This is a genomic window from Kitasatospora sp. NPDC058046 (assembly GCF_042885595.1).
Taxonomy (GTDB): Bacteria; Actinomycetota; Actinomycetes; order Streptomycetales; family Streptomycetaceae; genus Kitasatospora.
Window position 1 is genome coordinate 113,129 of the sequence record NZ_JBHVRS010000003.1, and the last position, 20,126, is coordinate 133,254.

18 protein-coding genes are annotated in these 20,126 nt (G+C 73.3%); 11 read left to right on the forward strand and 7 right to left on the reverse strand.

Annotation, left to right across the window (positions count from 1 at the left end; all coding sequences use genetic code 11):
• Positions 1-70: 70 nt before the first annotated feature.
• The 4 genes from ACFVU7_RS08330 to ACFVU7_RS08345 all read right to left on the reverse strand — a co-directional run bounded on the left by ACFVU7_RS08330 (position 71) and on the right by ACFVU7_RS08345 (position 2,514).
• Positions 71-781 (reverse strand): response regulator, encoded by a 711-nt coding sequence (locus ACFVU7_RS08330; RefSeq protein WP_387966657.1) that lies wholly within the window; start codon positions 779-781, stop codon positions 71-73.
• A 209-nt stretch (positions 782-990) separates the two neighbouring features.
• Positions 991-1,656, reverse strand: coding sequence for a hypothetical protein (locus ACFVU7_RS08335; protein ID WP_388044684.1), 666 nt, complete (start codon positions 1,654-1,656; stop codon positions 991-993).
• A 46-nt stretch (positions 1,657-1,702) separates the two neighbouring features.
• Positions 1,703-2,113, reverse strand: coding sequence for a hypothetical protein (locus ACFVU7_RS08340; RefSeq protein WP_388044685.1), 411 nt, complete (start codon positions 2,111-2,113; stop codon positions 1,703-1,705).
• On the reverse strand, positions 2,110-2,514 hold the full coding sequence (locus ACFVU7_RS08345; protein WP_388044686.1) for a hypothetical protein: 405 nt from the start codon (positions 2,512-2,514) through the stop codon (positions 2,110-2,112). Before ACFVU7_RS08345 ends, ACFVU7_RS08340 begins: the two co-directional genes overlap by 4 nt.
• Positions 2,515-2,853: 339 nt before the next feature.
• Here ACFVU7_RS08345 and ACFVU7_RS08350 point away from each other — a divergent pair, with 339 nt between their 5' ends.
• The 5 genes from ACFVU7_RS08350 (at position 2,854) to fahA (ending at position 9,133) form a co-directional block, all read left to right on the forward strand.
• A complete protein-coding gene (locus tag ACFVU7_RS08350) occupies positions 2,854-4,218 on the forward strand; it encodes a phosphoribosyltransferase family protein (RefSeq protein ID WP_388044687.1) in 1,365 nt (454 codons plus the stop codon).
• 229 nt (positions 4,219-4,447) lie between these two features.
• Complete coding sequence (gene hppD, locus ACFVU7_RS08355) at positions 4,448-5,662, forward strand: 4-hydroxyphenylpyruvate dioxygenase (RefSeq protein ID WP_049659944.1); 1,215 nt, start codon at positions 4,448-4,450, stop codon at positions 5,660-5,662.
• A gap of 140 nt (positions 5,663-5,802) precedes the next feature.
• Positions 5,803-7,005 (forward strand): homogentisate 1,2-dioxygenase, encoded by a 1,203-nt coding sequence (locus tag ACFVU7_RS08360; protein ID WP_388044688.1) that lies wholly within the window; start codon positions 5,803-5,805, stop codon positions 7,003-7,005.
• Positions 7,002-7,913, forward strand: coding sequence for a hypothetical protein (locus ACFVU7_RS08365; RefSeq protein ID WP_388044689.1), 912 nt, complete (start codon positions 7,002-7,004; stop codon positions 7,911-7,913). The genes ACFVU7_RS08360 and ACFVU7_RS08365 overlap by 4 nt, the downstream gene beginning before the upstream one ends.
• Entirely contained in the window at positions 7,910-9,133 is a 1,224-nt protein-coding gene (gene fahA / locus ACFVU7_RS08370) for a fumarylacetoacetase (protein ID WP_388044690.1), read from the forward strand. The genes ACFVU7_RS08365 and fahA overlap by 4 nt, the downstream gene beginning before the upstream one ends.
• Before the next feature lie 90 nt (positions 9,134-9,223).
• On the opposite strand, the gene ACFVU7_RS08375 is transcribed toward fahA, so the two are convergent.
• A complete protein-coding gene (locus ACFVU7_RS08375) occupies positions 9,224-9,994 on the reverse strand; it encodes an SDR family oxidoreductase (RefSeq protein ID WP_380737517.1) in 771 nt (256 codons plus the stop codon).
• 101 nt (positions 9,995-10,095) lie between these two features.
• On the opposite strand from ACFVU7_RS08375, the gene ACFVU7_RS08380 reads away from it, so the two are divergent.
• The 5 genes from ACFVU7_RS08380 to ACFVU7_RS08400 all read left to right on the forward strand — a co-directional run bounded on the left by ACFVU7_RS08380 (position 10,096) and on the right by ACFVU7_RS08400 (position 16,596).
• Entirely contained in the window at positions 10,096-10,749 is a 654-nt protein-coding gene (locus tag ACFVU7_RS08380; protein WP_388044691.1) for a TetR/AcrR family transcriptional regulator, read from the forward strand.
• A 148-nt stretch (positions 10,750-10,897) separates the two neighbouring features.
• On the forward strand, positions 10,898-11,992 hold the full coding sequence (locus ACFVU7_RS08385; RefSeq protein ID WP_388044692.1) for an enoyl-CoA hydratase/isomerase family protein: 1,095 nt from the start codon (positions 10,898-10,900) through the stop codon (positions 11,990-11,992).
• A gap of 40 nt (positions 11,993-12,032) precedes the next feature.
• Positions 12,033-12,698: a GntR family transcriptional regulator gene (locus ACFVU7_RS08390; protein WP_049652728.1), complete on the forward strand. Its 666-nt coding sequence runs from the start codon at positions 12,033-12,035 to the stop codon at positions 12,696-12,698.
• A 193-nt stretch (positions 12,699-12,891) separates the two neighbouring features.
• On the forward strand, positions 12,892-15,618 hold the full coding sequence (gene aceE / locus ACFVU7_RS08395) for a pyruvate dehydrogenase (acetyl-transferring), homodimeric type (protein WP_388044693.1): 2,727 nt from the start codon (positions 12,892-12,894) through the stop codon (positions 15,616-15,618).
• Positions 15,619-15,810: 192 nt separating this feature from the next.
• Positions 15,811-16,596, forward strand: coding sequence for an enoyl-CoA hydratase (locus ACFVU7_RS08400; protein ID WP_074004199.1), 786 nt, complete (start codon positions 15,811-15,813; stop codon positions 16,594-16,596).
• Positions 16,597-16,702: 106 nt separating this feature from the next.
• On the opposite strand, the gene ACFVU7_RS08405 is transcribed toward ACFVU7_RS08400, so the two are convergent.
• Positions 16,703-18,622 carry an NAD-binding protein gene (locus ACFVU7_RS08405; RefSeq protein ID WP_388044694.1) on the reverse strand — a complete coding sequence of 640 codons (1,920 nt, stop codon included), beginning with the start codon at positions 18,620-18,622 and terminating at the stop codon, positions 16,703-16,705.
• 173 nt (positions 18,623-18,795) lie between these two features.
• Here ACFVU7_RS08405 and ACFVU7_RS08410 point away from each other — a divergent pair, with 173 nt between their 5' ends.
• Positions 18,796-19,395: an HdeD family acid-resistance protein gene (locus tag ACFVU7_RS08410; protein ID WP_049652737.1), complete on the forward strand. Its 600-nt coding sequence runs from the start codon at positions 18,796-18,798 to the stop codon at positions 19,393-19,395.
• A 67-nt stretch (positions 19,396-19,462) separates the two neighbouring features.
• Here ACFVU7_RS08410 and ACFVU7_RS08415 read toward each other — a convergent pair whose 3' ends face one another.
• Positions 19,463-20,098: a DUF6461 domain-containing protein gene (locus ACFVU7_RS08415; RefSeq protein WP_388044695.1), complete on the reverse strand. Its 636-nt coding sequence runs from the start codon at positions 20,096-20,098 to the stop codon at positions 19,463-19,465.
• Positions 20,099-20,126: the final 28 nt, after the last annotated feature.

Sequence of the window (20,126 nt, forward strand, 5' to 3'; positions counted from 1 at the left end):
TCCGGCCCACGGCCCGCGTTCACCTTCCCCGTTCGCCCCTCGGATCGCCCCTCCGGTTCACCGCTCCGGTTCACCGCTCCGGGGAGGTCCGGCCGTCGCCGAGGCCCATGTCGCGGGCCCGGGCGACCGCCTCGGCGCGCGTGGCGACGTGCAGCTTCTCGAAGATGTGGGTGATGTGGTTGCGGACGGTCTTCTCCGCGACCACCAGCTCCCGGGCGATCCGCCGGTTGTCCAGCCCGCGCGCGACCAGGCCCAGCACCTCGGCCTCGCGGGCGGTGAGTTCGGGGAAGAGCTGCCCCGCCTCCCGCATCCTCGCCCCGGCCAGCAGGGCGGTGATCCGTCCGGCCACCTCGCCGCCGAACACCGCGCCGCCCGTCGCGACCGTCCGCACCGCGTGCAGCACCTCCTCCCGCCCGGCCCCCTTGACCAGGTAGCCGCGCGCGCCCGCCTGGAGGGCGGCGAGCAGGTTCCCGTCGTCGTCCGACATGGTCAGCATCAGCACCGGCGGCGGCGCCTCCCGGGTGGCGAGCTGCCGGACGGCCTCCAGGCCGGAGCCGTCGGGCAGCGAGAGGTCCATGATCACCACGTCGGGGTGGTGCCGGGCGACCTCCCCCGGAACGTCGGCGACCCGCTCGGCCTCGGCGACCACGAGGACGCCCTCGGCGCTCTCCAGTGCCGCCTTGAGCCCCTCCCGGAACAGGGGGTGGTCGTCGACGATCAGCACACGGACGGGCGGGTCTCCGGCCGGGTCCGCGGGTTCCACCGGCTGTTCTTCATCCACCCGGCCGACACTATCAGCGGCGATCGCGTGACTTTCCGTGACGTGCGCGTGAAGCCCTCCGCGTGTCGGCCCGCCGCCCGCCGCACCCGACGGCGATGGACGGGCGACGGGCGGGCGGACGGATAACAGATGACAGTCGACAGCTGACAGATTTTGAACTCTGTCAGCTGTCGACTGTCATCTCACCGCGGCCTCCCGGCCTCGCACCCTCACCCCTGCGGATCGGCCTGCCCCGAGCGCATGGGCCTGCTGTCCCACTCCGGCCCCAGGGTGGCGCCGGGGGTCCCGACGCGGCCCAGGACGGCGGTGACCGGTCCGCGACGGCCGGCCCGGAGGCCGTACCGCTCCCCCGCCCGGACGTAGACCAAGTCGCCGGGGAGCAGCGGCACTTCACCGAGCTCGCCGAGGAAGGAGGAGGCTCCGGAGAGGACCACCAGGAAGGCGTCGGCGGCCCGGTCCGCATACGGTCCGCAGACACCGACCGGGTCGAGCCGTACGGTGCCCACCTCCACCTGCCGCCAGCTCGGGGCGGGTGCGGAGCCCGACCGCTGGGCCGGGATGGCGGCCCGGGGCGGGGTGGGACGGACGGTGAGCACGGCGGTCGGCGCGCCGCGGACGGCGGTGAGCCGGTAGGAGGTGCCGGGCCGGTGGTGCAGCACCTCGCCCGGGGAGAGGATCCGGCCGGCCGCGAGCAGCCGACCGGAGAGCACCACGGTCACCGATTCGACGGATTCGTAAGGGAGTTGCTCGACCCGAACGCCCGGCGGCAACGCCTCGACGGTGAGTCCGGCGCGGACGGCCGGCCGCTGCTCGGGGTCGATCAGCCGCTGGAACGCGGGTGCGGTGCGGGGGACGGCAGCGGGGACGAGTATCACGAGGGGTCTCCTCGGATCGAGGACTGGCAGGACCCGTCGGAGCCGGTCAGGGCCGGGCGCGGCGGGTGGCTCGGCGGCGGTCCGGGGCGGCCCGGGCGCCGGCGGTGTGCCGGGGGACGGCGAGGGTCAGGCAGAGCAGTTCCGCGCCGAGCGGTCCGGCTTCAAGGTGCAGCGTGCGGCCGCGGTGGGCCATCAGCAGGTCCCCCACGGAGGCCAAGTGGTCGGTCTCGTCGGAGAGTTGCCCGACGACGGCGGCTCCGCGCAGCACGTGCAGGACGGTCTCGGTGTCGGGCCGGCCCGCGAGCACGTGGTGGGCGCCGGGGCTCAGCCGCAGGTGGTCGAAGGTCTCGCAGGCGCTGGCGAGCATCGGGCGCCGGGCGAGGGAGCGGATCCGTACCCGCTCGCCGTTCGGGCCGATGACGACCATGGCCGCGCCGGTGTCGGTGGTGACGATCACCTGGGGTCACCTTCTTCGGAGGAGGGCGGGACGGCGAGGACGGCGTGGAAGTACTCCAGTCCTGCCGTGCCGGCGGCCAGCACGGTCCGCGAGCCGAGCGGCAGCACGATCGCGGTGCCCTCGACCAGCGGCAGGCCGGCCTCGGCACGCTCCGGATGGTCCTGGCGGTCCTGGTGGTCCGGCTGGTTCGGCTGGTTCGGGTGCACGGCGCCCTCGGGCAGTTCGGCGAGACCGGAGCCGGCGGTGACGTAGAGCGCGTGCTCGACGCCGTCGGCGGCCACCTCGGTGCGCCGGCCCGGGTCGAGCCGTCGCAGGCCGACGCCGCGCAGCGGTCCGGCGAGCAGGCGGCCGGGGTCGACGGCGCCTCGGCGGCGCAGGTCGGTGATCACGGTGCCCGACATGACGGGCGCTCCTTCCGGTCGCGGGCGGGCGCTGCGGTCCGCCTCTGTGATCCACCGTGCGCCGCCCGTTGTCCCGACCACACGGGGGTGTCGTCCCGTCCGGCTCCCGACCCGATCCCACCCGGGATCCCGGCCCCGTCCCAGCCGGATCCTGCTCCGGTCCCGCCCCGGTCGCGCCAGGGTCCTGCCCTGCTCCCGCCCTGGTCGCACCCCGGTCGCGCCCCGGTCCGGTCGCGGCTCCCGATCCCGCGCACCGCCCTCCGCACGCACCCCGGGAACCCCGTCCGCGACCGTCCCGAGCCGCCCGGAACGACGTACGGTGGAACCGGAGGCCGTGTCATGCACGTCACCGGAACCCACTTCACCCGCTTCGCCGACCGCACCGAGGCGGGTCGTCGGCTGGCCGCCCGGCTCGGCCACCTGACCGGCCCCGACACCGTGATCGTGGCGCTGCCGAGGGGCGGCGTGCCGGTGGCCGCCGAGGTCGCCGCGGCGCTCGGCGCACCGCTGGACATCTGCGTGATCCGCAAGCTCGGCGTGCCGTACCAGCCCGAGCTGGGCATGGGGGCGATCGGCGAGGACGGCGTCCGGGTGCTGAACGAGCAGGTGATCCGGTTCTCCTCGGTCACGGACGGCCAACTGGCCGAGGTGGAACGGCGCGAGCGCACCGAGCTGGCGCGCCGGGCCCGCCGCTACCGGGGTGACCGGCCGCGCGCCGACCTGCGCGGACGGACGGTGGTCGTGGTGGACGACGGCATCGCCACCGGGTCCACCGCCCGGGCGGCCTGCCGGATCGTCCGGGAGCGCGGCGCGGCCCGGGTGGTGCTCGCGGTGCCGGTCGCGCCCGCGGACTGGGCCGAGCGTCTCGACGAGGTCGCCGACGAGCTGGTCTGCGTCGACACGCCGTCCCCGTTCTACGCGATCGGCGAGTTCTACGCCGACTTCTCGCAGACCGAGGACGAGGAGGTGCTGCGGCTGCTGGCCGAGGCCGCCGCCGACAACCCGCCCGGGGCCTCCGCCGGGGTCGACCGGGAGCTGCTGCTGCCCGTCGCCGGGGTCCGCCTCGCGGGCCGGCTGACCGTCCCGGCCGGCGCGCGCGGGGTCGTCGTCTTCGCGCACGGCAGCGGCAGCGGCCGGCACAGCCCGCGCAACCGGCACGTCGCCGAGTACCTGAACCGCACCGGGCTGGCCACGCTGCTGTTCGACCTGCTCACCGAGGCCGAGGAGCCCGACCGGCGGAACGTGTTCGACGTGGCGCTGCTGGGCGGCCGGCTGACAGCCGTCGCCCGGCGGCTGGGCCCGGCGGAGGGCGGCCCGGACGCCGCCGTGCCCGAGACCCGGGGCCTGCCGCTCGGCCTGTTCGGTGCCAGCACCGGCGCCGCGGCCGCGCTGCACACCGCCGCCGAACTGGGCCCGGCGGTGCGCGCCGTGGTCTCCCGGGGCGGTCGCCCGGACCTCGCCGCGCCCGACACCCTGGCCCGGGTCCGCGCCCCGACGCTGCTCGTCGTCGGGTCGCTGGACCCCACCGTGCTCGACCTCAACCGGCGGGCCCGGAGCCGACTGCGCTGCGAGACCGGGCTCGCGGTGGTGCCGCACGCGAGCCACCTGTTCGAGGAGCCGGGGACCCTGGACCGGGTCGCCGAGCTGGCCGCGGACTGGTTCCTCCGCCACCTCCCGCGCCCCGTCGGCCCCGGGAGCGCGTGACCGTCCCATTGCGCAGACTTCGTGCTTCACCCCCGGTGAGCAGCGCATTTTGCGCAGCTGACAGCGGGAATTTCTGATCAGCTTGTACACATTGAGCAGTCAAAATCCGACCTGTTGCCCAACCACCCCGACAGGAGCAAGCTCTCCGCAACCACACCGCCCACCCGTTCGGTGCGGTCGCGATCCAGCGGAAGCCTCGACGGCGAGGCCCGAAGTGGAGGAACGAGCGATGACCCCGCAGTCCCACGCCCTTGAGTTGACCCCCGAGGAGCGCGAGGCCGGTCTTGACGCCGACCAGCTGCGCCGCCTCGTCGGCCTCGTCGAGCACGACGCCGCCGCCGACCCCTTCCCGGTGACGGCCCAGGACGCGGTCGTCTTCGTGGTCGGCAACGCCACCCAGACGGCGCAGTTCTACCAGGTCGTCTTCGGCATGGAGCTGGTCGCCTACTCCGGCCCGGAGACCGGCCGCCGCGACCGAAAGGCGTACGTGCTCCGCTCCGGCTCCTGCCGCTTCGTGATCAAGGGCGGCGTCCAGCCGGACAGCCCGCTGCTGGACCACCACCGCCGCCACGGCGACGGCGTCGTCGACCTCGCCCTGGAGGTCCCGGACGTCGACAAGTGCATCGAGCACGCCCGCGCGACCGGCGCCACCGTGCTGGAGGAGCCGAACGACGTCTCGGACGAGAACGGCACCGTGCGCCGCGCGGCCATCGCCACCTACGGCGAGACCCGCCACACCCTGATCGACCGCTCCCGCTACCACGGCCCGTACCTGCCGGGCTACGTCGTCGCGGAGAGCCGGGTCACCCACCCGGAGGGCTCGCCCAAGCGCCTCTTCCAGGCCCTCGACCACGCCGTCGGCAACGTCGAACTGGGCCGGATGGACGAGTGGGTGGCGTTCTACAACCGCGTCATGGGCTTCGTGAACATGGCCGAGTTCGTCGGCGACGACATCGCCACCGACTACTCCGCGCTGATGTCCAAGGTCGTCGCCAGCGGCAACCACCGGGTGAAGTTCCCGCTCAACGAGCCAGCCATCGCCAAGAAGAAGTCCCAGATCGACGAGTACCTGGAGTTCTACACCGGCCCCGGCTGCCAGCACATGGCGCTCGCCACCAACGACATCCTCACCACCGTGGACGTGCTGCGGGCACGCGGCGTGGAGTTCCTCTCCACCCCGGACTCCTACTACGACGACCCGGAGCTGCGCGCGCGGATCGGCAAGGTCCGGGTGCCGGTCGAGGAGCTGAAGAAGCGCGGCATCCTGGTCGACCGCGACGAGGACGGCTACCTGCTGCAGATCTTCACCAAGCCGATCGGCGACCGCCCCACCGTCTTCTACGAGTTCATCGAGCGGCACGGTTCGCTCGGCTTCGGCAAGGGCAACTTCAAGGCGCTCTTCGAGTCCATCGAGCGCGAGCAGGACCGACGCGGCAACCTGTGAGCGTCCGAGGGCTCTGACGGGCCCCAACGAGCTCTGCAGAAGCCCGGACGGACCCTGACAAGGGTCTGTCCGGGCCCTGACAGGCTCTGGCAGGCTCTGACGAACGGATCTCTGCCGAACGGTCGAGGAGGACCACGGAGATGGCGTACTACCGGCAGCTGGGAAGCATCCCGCCCAAGCGGCACACCCAGCACCGCACCCCCGAAGGCGGGCTGTACTACGAGGAGTTGATGGGCGAGGAGGGGTTCTCCTCGGACTCCTCGCTGCTCTACCACCGGGGCATCCCCTCGGCGGTGGTCAACGCGGTGCCGTGGGAGCTGCCGGACCAGTCCACGGTGCCCAACCACCCCCTCCTCCCCCGCCACCTCAAGCTGCACGAGCTGTTCGCGGACCAGGACTGGAAGTCCGCGGACGTCGTCGGCAACCGCCGGCTCGTCCTCGGCAACGGCGACGTGCGGATCTCGTACGTCGCCGCCGGGGCCCCGAGCGAGCTCTACCGCAACGGGCTCGGCGACGAGTGCGTGTACGTGGAGTCCGGCTCCGGCACGGTCGAGACGGTGTTCGGCTCGATCGAGGTCGGGCAGGGCGACTACGTGGTCATCCCCCGTGCCACCACCCACCGCTGGGTGCCGGCCGGGGACGAGCCGCTGCGCGCTTACTGCATCGAGGCGAACAGCCACATCACCCCGGTCAAGCGCTACCTGTCCAAGTACGGGCAGCTGCTGGAGCACGCGCCGTACTGCGAGCGGGACTTCCGCGGACCGGTCGGCCCGCTGGTCGTGGACGCCCCCGGGGACGTCGACGTGCTGGTCAAGCACCGCGGCCCGAACGGGATCGCGGGCACCCGATACACCGTGCCGCACCACCCGTTCGACGTGGTCGGCTGGGACGGCTGCCTGTACCCGTACGCGTTCAACATCAAGGACTTCGAGCCGATCACCGGCCGGATCCACCAGCCGCCGCCGGCCCACCAGGTCTTCGAGGGCAACGGCTTCGTGATCTGCAACTTCGTCCCGCGCAAGGTGGACTACCACCCGCTGGCGATCCCGGTGCCGTACTACCACGCCAACGTGGACAGCGACGAGGTCATGTTCTACTGCGGCGGCGACTACGCGGCCCGCAAGGGCTCCGGCATCGGCCAGGGCTCGATCTCGCTGCACCCGGGCGGGCACACCCACGGGCCGCAGCCGGGGGCGTACGAGCGCAGCATCGGCGCGGAGTTCTTCGACGAGCTGGCCGTCATGGTGGACACCTTCCGCCCGCTGGAGCTCGGCGAGGGCGGCCGGGCCACCGAGGACGCCAACTACGCCTGGACCTGGGCCGGTCGGGGGCCCGGGCGATGAACGCGCTGCCTTCGGGGGGTGTGATCCCCGAGCTGTTCCGCGGACTGTTCGACGACGCGGCGGTGTTCCCGCCCGGGAACCTGCCGGTCGCCGAGGCGGTGCCCGCGCACCGGGCGCACCGTGCGGCCTGGTACGCCGAGGCGGTCGGGCCCTTCCTCTGCGGGGCCGGCCGACTGGGCGAGCTCGCCGCGGCGGTCTCGGCCGGCTCGGTTCCGGGCGCCGCGGGGGCGGACGACTCGGTGGTGGCGGGCGACCGGCCGCTCAAGGTCGGGCTGGTGCTGCCGGGGGGCAGCATCGAGCTCGCCCCGGCGCTCGCCGCCGCCGCACCGTTCGAGCTGGCCGGCGTCGAGCTGGCCACCCGGGACGCCGCCGAGGCGGTGGCCGCGCTGGACCGGCTGCTGCCCCCGGACGTCCCCGCCGCCGTCGAACTCCCCCGCGAACTGCTGCGCGGGGACGGGCTGGACGCCGTCCTGGACGTGCTGGTGGACAGCCCGTACCGGGCGAAGTTCCGCACCGGCGGGCTGGTCGCCGAGGCCTTCCCGGACGAGGACGAACTGGCCGCCTTCCTCACCGGCTGCGCGCAGCGCGGACTGCCGTACAAGTGCACCGCCGGACTGCACAACGCCGTCCGGCACACCGATCCGGAGACCGGCTTCGAGCACCACGGCTTCCTGAACGTGCTGCTGGCCGCGCAGGAGACCGACCGGGCCGCCGCGGCGGCGGTGCTGGCGGAACGCGACGGCGAGGTGCTGGCCAAGGCGGCACGCGCACTGACGGACCGTCAGATCGTGGTGATTCGCAACTCGTTCACCGCGTTCGGCACCTGTAGCATCGCCGAGCCCCTGGGTGACCTGGCCGCGCTCGGCCTGCTGTCGTCGCCCAGTCCACTGCACCAGGAGGACCGTTGAGCACCACCCCCAGCAGCTGGCTCGCCAGCGCCCAGGACTCGCCGTTCGGCGTGCACAACCTGCCGTACGGCGTCTTCACCGCCGCCGACCAGCCCGGGCGGCGCCGGATCGGCGTGCGCGTCGGGGACTTCGTGCTGGACGCCGGGGCGGCCGCCCGCGCGGCCGGAGCGCCGTCGGTGCTGCTGGACGCGGACTCGCTCAACCCGCTGATGGCGGCGGGGCGCCCGGTCTGGAGCCGGGTGCGGGCGGACCTCACCACCTGGCTCACCGACGAGTCCTTCCGCGAGGCCCTGTCGCCGGCGCTGCTGCCGGCCGACGAGGTGGAGCTGCACCTGCCGTTCGAGGTCGCCGACTACGTCGACTTCTACGCCTCCGAGCACCACGCCACCAACCTGGGCCGGATCTTCCGCCCGGGCTCGGAGCCGCTCACCCCCAACTGGAAGCACCTGCCGATCGGTTACCACGGGCGGGCGGGCACGGTCGTGGTCTCCGGCACGCCGGTGGTGCGGCCGTCCGGGCAGCGCAAGGCGCCCGCCGACGCCGCACCGACCTTCGGGCCGTCCCGCCGACTCGACATCGAGGCCGAGGTCGGCTTCGTCGTCGGCACGCCGTCGGAGCTGGGCCGGCCGGTCGCGCTGGACGACTTCCGCGAGCACGTGTTCGGCGTCTGCCTGCTCAACGACTGGTCGGCGCGCGACATCCAGGCCTGGGAGTACGTGCCGCTCGGCCCCTTCCTCGGCAAGTCCTTCGCGACCTCCATCTCGCCGTGGATCGTGCCGCTGGACGCCCTGGACCACGCCCGGGTCACGCCGCCGGAGCGCGACGTCGAGCCGCTGGCGTACCTGGACGACCGGGGCGGCGAGCCGTGGGGCCTGGACCTCGCGATGGAGGTCCGGCTGAACGGGCACCAGGTCTCCCGGCCGCCGTTCGCCACCATGTACTGGACGGCGCAGCAGCAGCTGACCCACATGACGGTCAACGGCGCCTCGCTGCGCACCGGCGACCTGTTCGCCTCGGGGACGGTCAGCGGGCCGGAGCGGGACACCCGGGGCGCGCTGATCGAGCTGACCTGGAACGGCGAGGAGCCGCTGAAGCTCCCGGACGGGACGACCCGGACGTTCCTCGAGGACGGCGACGAGGTGACCATCACCGCCACGGCGCCCGGGCCGGACGGCGCCGTGATCGGGTTCGGCGAGGTCACCGGGCGCGTGCGGGGCTGAGGGCTCACGACCGACGGATGACGGATGACAGATGACAGATTTCATCATCTGTCAGCTGTCATCTGTTACCCCACCGCCGGCGGCTCCCGCCTACAGCCGCGAGCCGCCGGTGGCGTCGACCACGCGCCCCGTCATCCACCGCGCGTCGTCCGAGGCGATGAAGGCAACGACGTCCGCGATGTCCTCCGGCGCCCCGACCCGGCCGAGCGCGGCGACCGAGGCCGCCCAGGCCCGCGCCTCCGGATCGCCCAGGAACTCCGCATTGAGGTCGGTGTCGATGATCCCGGGCGCCACGGAGTTGACGGTGATCCCGCGCGGCCCGAGCTGCTGGGCGAGGTTGAGCGAGAAGGTGTCCAGCGCGCCCTTGGTGGCGCCGTAGGCCATGATCTCCGGCATGGCGAGCCGGGCCAGGCCGCTGGAGATGTTGATGATCCGGCCGCCGTCACGCAGTCGCTCCAGCCCGTGCTTGACGATGAAGAACGGTGCGCGGACGTTGACCGCGAAGACCTCGTCGAACTCCTCCTCGGTCAGGCCGGCGAGGTCGGAGCTGCGCCCGATCCCGGCGTTGTTCACGATGATGTCGACGCCCCCGGCCGGCGCGTACTCGCCTATCCGCGCGTCGAAGGCCTCCCACAGCGCGACGGCATCGCCGTGCCGCCCGAGCGCGGCGGGCAGCGCGAAGGCCCGCCCGCCGTCCGCCCGAATGCCCGCCACCACCTCCTCCGCCGCCACCGCATCGCGGGCGTAGCCGACGGCGACGGTGGCGCCGTCCCGCCCGAGCCGGCGGGCGATGGCCCGGCCGATCCCCCTGCTGCCCCCCGTGACCAGTGCCGTCTTGCCCTGAAGCCTGTCCGCGCCCATGTCCGAGCCCCCTCCTGCTTGCACTCAGCGTATTTCTTGAGCGATCGCTCAAGAAATACGCTAGCACACACTTCTTGAGTGAGTGCTCTAAAATTCAGCGCATGACAGAGGCGCACGCGGCGACAACGGCATCCCCGGACGGGCCCACCGGCCCGCCGCGCACTCCCCGTCGCGGACGCCCGCCGGCCTTCGACCGCGCCGAGGCCCTGGCCGCGGCCACCCGGCTGTTCTGGCAGCACGGCTACGAGGCCACCTCCGTCACCGACCTCACCACCGCCATGGGCATCCGCCCCGGCAGCCTGTACGCGGCCTTCGGTGACAAGCGGTCGCTGTTCGAGGAGGTGGTCCGCCAGTACGGCCACTCCCCCGCCGGCGAGTTCGCGGCCATCGCGCTGGCGGAGGAGCCCACCGCGTACGGCGCCTTCGCCCGCATCCTGCGCGAGGCCGCCGCCGTCTACGCCGACCCGTCGCATCCGGCCGGCTGCCTGGTGATCTCCGCCGCCACCAATGTGACCCCGCAGGACGCCGTCATCCAGGACCAGCTGCGCGAGCGACGCAACGGGAACCTGCGCACCTTCGAGGAGCGGCTGCGCCGGGCACAGCAGGACGGCGAACTGCCGCCGGAGGCCGACCCGAAGGGGCTGGCCGGCTACTTCGGTGCGGTCCTCCAGGGCATGTCCCAGCAGGCCCGCGACGGCGCCACCCCCGCCGACCTGGCCCGCACCGCCGAACTCGCCCTGCGCGCCTGGCCGTAGCGCCTCCCGCGCACCGCGGAGCGCCCCTGGAGCGCCCGTCGGAAACATGATCGCCGGGCGAGTGATCACAACGGGCGCCCGCCCCGGTACGGTGGACGGCGGGAATCGGCATCGCCGACGACATCACCGAGGAACGGGAGCGGGCCCGATGAACGCAGAGGTGGCGGAGGTCCAGGCGTTCCTGGACGGCGGCGTCGGACGGCTCGTGCTGAACCGCCCCCGGGCGCTCAACTCGCTGACCCACGGCATGGTCACCGCCCTGCGCGCCACCCTGGACGGCTGGGCCGCGGACGACCGGATACGCGCCGTCGTGCTGACCGGCGCGGGCGAGCGCGGCCTGTGCGCGGGCGGCGACATCCGCGCGATGCACGACGACGCCAAGGCGGGCGGGGCCGGCACCCGGGCGTTCTTCCGCGACGAGTACCGGCTGAACGCGCTGATCGCCCGCTACCCGAAGCCGTACGTCGCGGTCATGGACGGCATCACCATGGGCGGCGGCGTCGGCGTGTCCGCCCACGGCGCGGTGCGGATCGTCACCGAGCGGTCCACCGTCGCGATGCCCGAGACCCGGATCGGGATCGCCCCGGACGTCGGCGGCAGTCGGCTGCTCGCCCACGCCCCGGGCGAGTTGGGCACCCACCTCGGGCTCAGCGCGGCCTCGATGGGCCCGGGCGACGCCCTGCTGTGCGGCTTCGCGGACCACTTCGTGCCCTCGCGGCGCATCCCGGACCTGCTCGACGCCCTGGGCCGGAGCACCGCCACGGCGCCCGACAGCACCACAACCGGCACCACCGCCGTCGCCTCCGCCGTCGCGGCCGTCGTCGCCGCGCACGCCGAGCCCGCGCCGCCCGCCGCACTGGCCGCCCAGCGCCCCTGGATCGACGCCTGCTACGCGGCCGACACGGTCGAGGAGATCGTCGACCGGCTGCTGAACTCCGGTGTCCCGGAGGCCAAGGAGGCCGCCGAGGCCGTCCTGGCGAACTCCCCCACCGCCGTGAAGACCACCCTGGCCGCGCTGCGCCGCGCCCGTACGCTCCCCTCGCTGGAGGCCGTGCTCGACCAGGAGTACCGGATCTCCTGCGCCGCGCTGGAGGGCCACGACATGGTCGAGGGCGTCCGCGCGCAGGTGATCGACAAGGACCGCAACCCCCGCTGGAAGCCTGGCACGCTCGCCGAGGTGACGGAGGCGGACGTCGCCCGCTTCCTCGCCCCGCGCGAGGGCGACGAACTGGGCCTGGCCTGAGCCCCCCTTCCCCACTTTCACGGCACACCTGGAGCCCGCCATGAACCACCCGGTCCCGCCGCCGACCCCGGCCGGGGGCACCGACCCGCTGTCCCGGGTGCCGCTGGGCGAGCAGGTGCGCGGGCTGCTGCTGGAGGGCCTGCTGAACGGCCGCTGGCAGCCCGGGGACCGGATCGTCGAGCGGCGCCTGGCCGCCGAGTTGAACGTCAGCCAGGCGCCGGTCCGCGAGGCGCTGCGCGCGCTCCAGACCCTCGGGCTGCTCGACGCCGAGCCCAACCGGGGCGTGCGGGTGCGCGAGATCGGACCGGCCGAGCTGCGCGAGGTCTACCAGGTGCGAGCCGCGCTGGAGCGGCTGGCCGCCGAGTCGGCGGTGGTCCGGCTGGCCGGGGACACCACCGCGCTGGAGCGGCACGCCGAGCGGATGGCGGCGGCCGCGGCGGCGGGCGACGCCCTCGGCCAGGCCCGGCACGGGGTGGCCTTCCACCGCGAGATCGTCGCCGCCTCCGGCAACGGGACGCTGCTGCGGGCCTGGGAGGGCCTCGGGGTCGAGGTGTGGACGGTGCTGTCGCTGCACCGGGTCCGGCCGGAGCTGCACGAGAACGCCGCCGACCACCGGCCGCTGATCGAGGCCTTCCGGCGGCAGGACCCGGCGGTCGGCCGGCTGCTGGCCGAGCACGTCCTGGAGTACGCCCGGCACTCCGACTGAGCCGCTCGGGCCGGGGTTGCCCTTCCGCATAAAGTTCGCATAGAGATGATCGATCATCGCTCAAACTACCCGCCAGTAGCGGTTGACGGGCCACCCGATCACTCTCTACCGTCCAAATAGTTCCATGGAGAGAAATGCTATTCCGCATCCTGGAATAAGCACCCTGAAGCGCACCGGTAAAGGGGAACCACCCGTGTCCCAGCTCGACCAGCTTCCCGACCACGACCCCGAGGAGATCGCGGAGTGGCGCGCGTCCCTTGACGCCGCCCGCGACTTCGGCGGACCGAACCGCGCCGCCCACCTGCTGCGCCGCCTCGTCGAGCACGCCGAGCTGCAGCGGCTCGACGTCCCTCCGCTGCTGGACACCCCGTACGTCAACACCATCCCCACCGCCGCCGAACCGGAGTTCCCCGGCGACGAGGAGATGGAGCGCCGGATCACCGCCTGGAACCGCTGGAACGCCGCCGCCATGGTGACCAGGGGCAACCACCGCGGCGGCCTGGGCGGGCACATGGCCACCTACGCCTCCGCCGCCTGGCTGTACGAGGTCGGCTTCCAGCACTTCTTCCGCGGCAAGGAGGCCGACGGCTCCGGCGACCAGCTGTACGTGCAGGGCCACGCCGCCCCCGGCGTCTACGCCCGCGCGTTCCTGGAGGGCCGGGTCTCCGAGGCCCAGCTGGACCGCTTCCGCCAGGAGGCCGGCGGCGACGGCCTGCCCTCCTACCCGCACCCGCGCCGGCTGCCCTGGTTCTGGGAGTTCCCGACCGTCTCGATGGGCCTCGGGCCGCTCTCGGCGATCCACCAGGCCCGGTTCAACCGCTACCTGACCGCGCGCGGGATCAAGGACACCTCCGGCTCGCACGTGTGGGCCTTCCTCGGCGACGGCGAGATGGACGAGCCCGAGTCCACCGCCGCGCTCGCGCTGGCCGCCCGGGAGGGCCTGGACAACCTCACCTTCGTCGTCAACTGCAACCTGCAGCGCCTGGACGGGCCGGTGCGCGGCAACGGCAAGATCGTGCAGGAGCTGGAACGCCGCTTCCGCGCGGCCGGGTGGAACGTGGTCAAGTCGCTGTGGGGCGAGGCCTGGGACGAGCTGCTGGCCCGCGACACCACGGGCGCACTGGTCCGCCGGCTCGGCGAGGTGCCGGACGGGCAGTTCCAGACCTACGCCGCCTCGGACGCCGGGTACGTCCGCGAGCACCTCTTCCACAGCTCGCCCGAACTGCGGGCGCTCGCCGACACCGTGGACGACCGGCGGCTGATCGAGACGGTCGCCACCTCCCGGGGCGGCCACGAGCCGCGCAAGGTGTACGCGGCCTACCGCGCGGCGCTGGAACACCGGGGCGCGCCCACCGTGGTGCTGGTGCAGACCGTCAAGGGCTGGACGCTCGGCCCCGGCTTCGAGTCCCGCAACGCCAACCACCAGATGAAGAAGCTCTCCGGAGCCGAGTTCCGGGCCATGCGCGACCTGCTCGAACTCCCCATTCCGGACGCCGCGTTGAACGACCCTCTGCCCCCGTACGCGCACCCCGGCCCGGACTCGCCGGAGGCCCGCTACCTGCGCGAGCGCCGCGCCGCACTGGGCGGGCCGGCGCCCGCCCGCCGGGTGCGCTTCACACCGCTGCCCACCCCGCCCGCGAAGCCCTTCGAGACGCTGTTCAAGGGCTCCGGCAACCAGGAGATCGCCACCACCATGGCCTTCGTCCGGCTGGTCAAGGACCTGCTGCGGGACAAGGCGACCGGCCACCGCTGGGTGCCGATCGTCCCGGACGAGGCGCGCACCTTCGGCATGGAGTCGCTCTTCCCGACCGCCGGGATCTACTCCCCGCTCGGGCAGACCTACGACCCGGTCGACCGCGACCAGCTGCTCCACTACAAGGAGTCGACGACCGGCCAGATCCTCAACGAGGGCATCACCGAAGCCGGTTCGATGGCCTCGCTGACCGCCGCCGCGACCTCGTACGCGACCCACGGCGAGCCGGTCGTCCCGTTCTACATCTTCTACTCGATGTTCGGCTGGCAGCGCACCGCCGACCAGATGTGGGCGATGGCCGACCAGTTGGGCCGCGGCTTCCTGGTCGGCGCCACCGCCGGCCGCACCACCATGACCGGCGAGGGCCTCCAACACGCCGACGGCCACTCCCAGTTGATCGCCTCCACCAACCCGGCCGCGCTCTCCTACGACCCGGCGTTCGGCTACGAGGTGGCCGTGATCGTCCGCGAGGGCCTGCGCCGGATGTACGGCGGCAGCGAGCAACACCCCCACGGCGAGGACGTGTTCTACTACCTCACCGTCTACAACGAGCCGCTGGTGCAGCCCGCGCTCCCGGACGGCGAGGAGGTCGTGGACGGCATCCTGCGCGGCCTCTACCGCTACCGCACGGCGGACGTCGCCGCGTCGTCCGCCACCCCGGCCGTCGACCTGCCCGCCGACCCGCCGCGGCTCCAACTGCTCGCCTCCGGCACCGCCGTGCAGTGGGCCCTGACGGCGCAGCGGCTGCTCGGCGAGGAGTGGGGCGTGGCGGCCGACGTCTGGTCCGCACCCTCCTGGACGGAGCTGCGCCGCGAGGCGCTGGACTGCGACGCGGCCAACCTGGCGCAGGCCGCGGCCGGTACCGGCGCGGCGGCCCGCGTCCCGTACGTGACCAGGGCGCTGGCCGGGGCGCCCGGGCCGGTGCTGGCGGTCAGCGACTGGATGCGCGCGGTGCCGGACCAGATCCGCCCGTGGGTGGAGCAGGACTGGACCTCGCTGGGCACCGACGGCTTCGGCCTCTCGGACAGCCGGGCGGCGGCGCGGCGGCACTTCGGGGTGGACGCCGAGTCGGTGACGGTCGCGGCGCTGGCCGCGCTGGCCCGCCGGGGCGAGGTGAAGGCGGAGACCGTACGGCAGGCGGCGGAGCGCTACGGCGTCCGCTTCTGACCGGCCCGGCGTCCGTCCGGCCGTCACTTCGTCCCGCCGCCGCCTCCGTCCGACCGCCCCGCCGTCGCCTCCGTCGCCTGGTGACCGGCGTCTCGCATACCAAGACTGGCGCGAGGCGGGGCGCGTCGTAGATCGTTGGGTGGTCAGGGCGCGCCCACGGGCGCCGAGCAGCGGAAATGGGAGTCGACGGCGATGACCGAGACCGAGACCTACGAGACGATCCTGGTCGAGCGCAAGGGCCGGGTGGGGCTGATCACGCTCAACCGGCCCAAGGCGCTCAACGCGCTGAACACCCAGCTGATGAACGAGGTGGTCGCCGCCGCGACCGCCTTCGACCGGGATCCGGAGATCGGCTGTCTGGTGATCACCGGCTCGGAGAAGGCCTTCGCGGCCGGCGCCGACATCAAGGAGATGCAGGGCAACCGGTTCCCGGACGTCTACCTGGACGACTGGCTGGGCCCGTGGGACCGGCTCGGCGCCCTGCGCAAGCCGGTGATCGCGGCCGTGGCCGGGTTCGCGCTGGGCGGCGGCTGCGAGTTGGCCATGCTGTGCGACGTCCTGCTGGCGGCGGACACCGCGAAGTTCGGGCAGCCGGAGATCAAGCTCGGCGTCATCCCGGGCATCGGCGGCTCGCAGCGGCTGACCCGGGCGGTCGGCAAGGCGAAGGCCATGGAGCTGTGCCTGACCGGTCGGATGATGGGCGCCGAGGAGGCCGAGCGGGCCGGACTGGTCTCCCGGATCGTCCCCGCCGACCAGCTGCTGTCCGAGGCGCTGGCCACCGCCGAGACGATCGCGGCGATGTCCGCCCCGGCCGCGATCATGATGAAGGAGAGCGTCAACCGCGCCTTCGAGACGACGCTCGCCGAGGGCGTCCGCTTCGAGCGCCGGCTCTTCCACGCGGCCTTCGCCACGGCGGACCAGAAGGAGGGCATGACGGCCTTCGCCGAGAAGCGCCCGCCGGAGTTCCAGAACCGCTGACGGCCGAGGACGGCTGACAACTGACGGCCGACGGATAACAGCTGACAGATTTCAGATGTTGAAATCTGAAATCTGTCAGCTGAACCCCGTCCGAGGACAGCCCCGCTCAGCCCTGCTCCTCCACCGCCACCGTGTTCAGCCGGGCGAGCCCGCTGCGGGTGGCGGCGACCACGATCTGGTCGCCCGGGGCCAGCCGCCGGGTGCGGTCGGGGAAGTTCCACTGCAGCTGTCCGCCGTGGGCGAAGCGCACCGCGATCACCCGGACGCCGCCCGGGTCCTCCAGGTCGTGCCGGTTCAGCCCGATCAGCCCGCTGCCGTCCTCCACCGTCAGCTCGGCGATCAGCAGCACGTGCCGGAGCACCGACAGCGTCCCGCGCACCTCGCGCCCCATCAGCGCCGCCGCGAAGGCGGGCGCGGCCAGGTAGGACACCGACCGGGAGGCCGCGTTGTCCAGCGTCTTGTAGAAGTGACTCGCGAAGTCGTCCTCGAACAGCCGCACCACCACCCGGACCTCGGGATTGCCGTGGCGCGCTTCCAGGGCCGCCTCCAGGTTGGTGGCGTCGTCCCCGCTGACCGCGACCAGCGCCCTGCTGTGCTTCAGCCGGGCCCGGCGCAGCTGCTGTTCGAACGGACCGTCGCCCATCACCACCGGGATCCCCAGTGCCCGTACGGCGGCGATGCCGCGCGCCTGCGGGTCCCGCTCCATGCAGACCACCGGCACGCCCATGGTGTGCAGCTGGGTCGCGACCCGGGTGCCGACGTTGCCGAGGCCGACGACGATCACGTGGTCCCGGGTGCCCGCCCCGGGGTTGCGCGGCTGCCCGCGCCGCCCGGAGCCCAGCACCTCGACCGCGATCGCGGTGGCGACCGGCGCGAAGGTGATCCCGCAGATGGTGATCACCACCTGCGCGACCCGCTGCCAGAACCCGCCGGTGCCCGCCCCCGTCCCGGCGGCGACGTCGGAGAGCTGGTCCGGCTGGGCGGCGCCGGCCAGGTCGAGCAGTGCGATGTAGACGGTCCAGCCGAAGTTCCGGTTGAGGTACCAGAGCACGCCGAAGGCCAGCAGCACCGCCGCGAGGGCGGTGAGCAGCACCAGGCGCATCCGGGCACTGGTGAAGAAGCGCATGGTGTCGAGCAGCCGCCAGCGCAGCCGTCTCATCCAGTCGATCGGTTCCCGGGGCTCGATCCGCAGCACCTGGAGCGCCGCCCGGCCACCCGGCTCCCCCTCCCGGGCGGGGCCGGGCGACGGCACCGGACCGGCCGGCGGCATCGGCCCGGCCGAAGGCTCCGGTTCGGCCGAAGGCTCCGGGTCGGCCGCCGGCGCTGGTTCGGCCGACGGCGCCGGTTCGGGTCGTACGCCACCGGGGCGGATCGGCCCCTGGTCGCCGAACTCGGCGGCGAGCCGGACGAATTCGGCCGAGTCTCCCTGCTGCTCGGGCAGCAGTCGGATCCTGCCGAGGTCCTGCCGGTCGATCTGGTCGGCGACCACGCAGATCCGGTCGGAGGTGATGTCGTCGTCGAACGCGATGTGCAGGTAACGCCCTTCGATCTCCACCGAGTTGGGCCGCCCGAGCGCCGCGGAGGCGAAGGCCGGGGCGGCGGTGGCGGAGCCGGAGAGCGCGGCACCGTTCCTGAGCAGCCGTTCGATGTTCTCGCCGAGCCGCTGGTTGAACATCCGGAACACGATGCGGATGTCCGGGTTGTGGTTCTGCGCGCTGAGCGCGGCGTGGATGTTCTCCTGGTCGCTCCCCTCGACCAGGGCGAGGCCGCGCGCGGTGCCGATGGACACCGCGCGCAGCGCCTCCTCGGTGACGCTGGCGTACTCCACGACCGCCGCCACGCCGGAGAGTTGCTCGATCTGCGGCGCGTGGTCGCGGGTCCGGTCGGCGACCAGGACGACGACCGGCACCTCGTAGTGCTCGACGAGTTCCAGGACCAGTCGGTGTGCCAGCGCGTTGCCCCCGCAGACGATGTAGTGCTGGCTGATCGGCTCGACCGGAGGGGTCCCCCACCCTTCAGAAGTCATACCGACGGATGGTATCGACGGCAAGTGTCCGGAGGGTGACGTTCCGGCGACCGCGGCGAATCCCCCGAACGGCCGTATCCGACGCGCGGTACGGCCGTGGCGCGGAGAGGCTGGGGTTCGTTCCCTGCCCGTCAGCCGGCCGCCCCGGCGTCAGCCCCGAGGAGTACGCCACCGTGGCCCCTCCGATCATCACCCCCGACGGCACCCCGGTCCAGGGTCCGCTCGGACTGCTCGCCAAGGCCGCCTGGCAGGTCCTGCTGGTCGCCGGACTCGCCTCGCTCGCCCTCGGGATCGTGGTCTTCGCCTGGCCCCGGGAGACGCTCCTGGTGGTGGGCGTGCTGTTCGGCCTCTACCTGCTGGTGATCGGCATCGTGCAGCTGATCGCCGCGTTCGGCACCCACTCCACCACCGCGCTGCGGGTGCTGGCCTTCATCAGCGGCGCGATCTGCGTGCTGCTGGGACTGCTCTGCTTCCGCAGTGCGGTGCAGTCGCTGCTGCTGCTCGCGCTCTGGATCGGGATCGGCTGGCTGTTCCGCGGCATCACCCAGCTCGCCGCCGCGATCTCCGACCCGATGATGCCCGCCCGGGGCTGGCAGGCCTTCGCGGGCGTGGCCAACACCCTGGCCGGTGTGCTGCTGATGGTGTGGCCGGTCGGGTCGATCACCGCGCTGGCCGTACTGTCCGGGTGCTGGCTGGTGATCCTGGGCCTGGTCGAGATCGTGACGGCGCTCCAGGTCCGCAGCCGGGCCAAGCAGATCCCGTCCGGGGTCTGACAACAGCCGTCCGGTACACCGAGGCCGCGTCCCGCCGGGGCGCGGCCTCGGCGCTGGGCGGAACGGCTCACGGACGCGGCGCGTAGCCGATCCGGAAGGTCGCGGCCTCCAGCCGTTCCGGGTCGAGCCGGACGTCGGTCAGCCGCTCGGCGAGCGCGAACGCGGCCTCGCCGCACAGGTCGTACGCCTCCGCCTCCAGCTCGAAGCCGCAGGCGGTCAGCAGCTCGGGGATGCCGGGCGCCTCGGCGTCCGTGCCGTCCCGCTGGTCGGGGAAGAGCGGCTCGAAGTGCAGCCGCTGGATGCCGTGCTCCCACCAGTGGAAGTGGTCGGCCCCCAGGGCGTTGCGGTAGTGCGAGACCAGCCGGGTGCCCTCGGCGAGCCGGAGGATCTCCGCGTCCAGGGTGCCGAGGTAGCCGAAGGGCTCCACCGCGAGTGCCCAGCCGTCGAGTTCGGTGACGGCGACGAGCAGCCGGTCCTCGGCGGGGTCGAACAGCTCCCTGGCCTCGGCGTCGGCCCCGTTCGTGTAGGAGCTCCAGCGGGCCACCACCTCCTCCAGCCCGACGGCGCCCGTCCCCGGCAGGGCGTTGAAGCGGCGCAGCAGTTCACCGGCCGCGAGCCCCTGTACCTGGGTGAGGCAGCAGGCCTCACCCAGGACGGGGTAGCGCCGGGGGAACCAGGTGTAGTCCGTGGCGTGTGCGGTCATGACGGCGATGCTGCCAGACGCCTCGGAC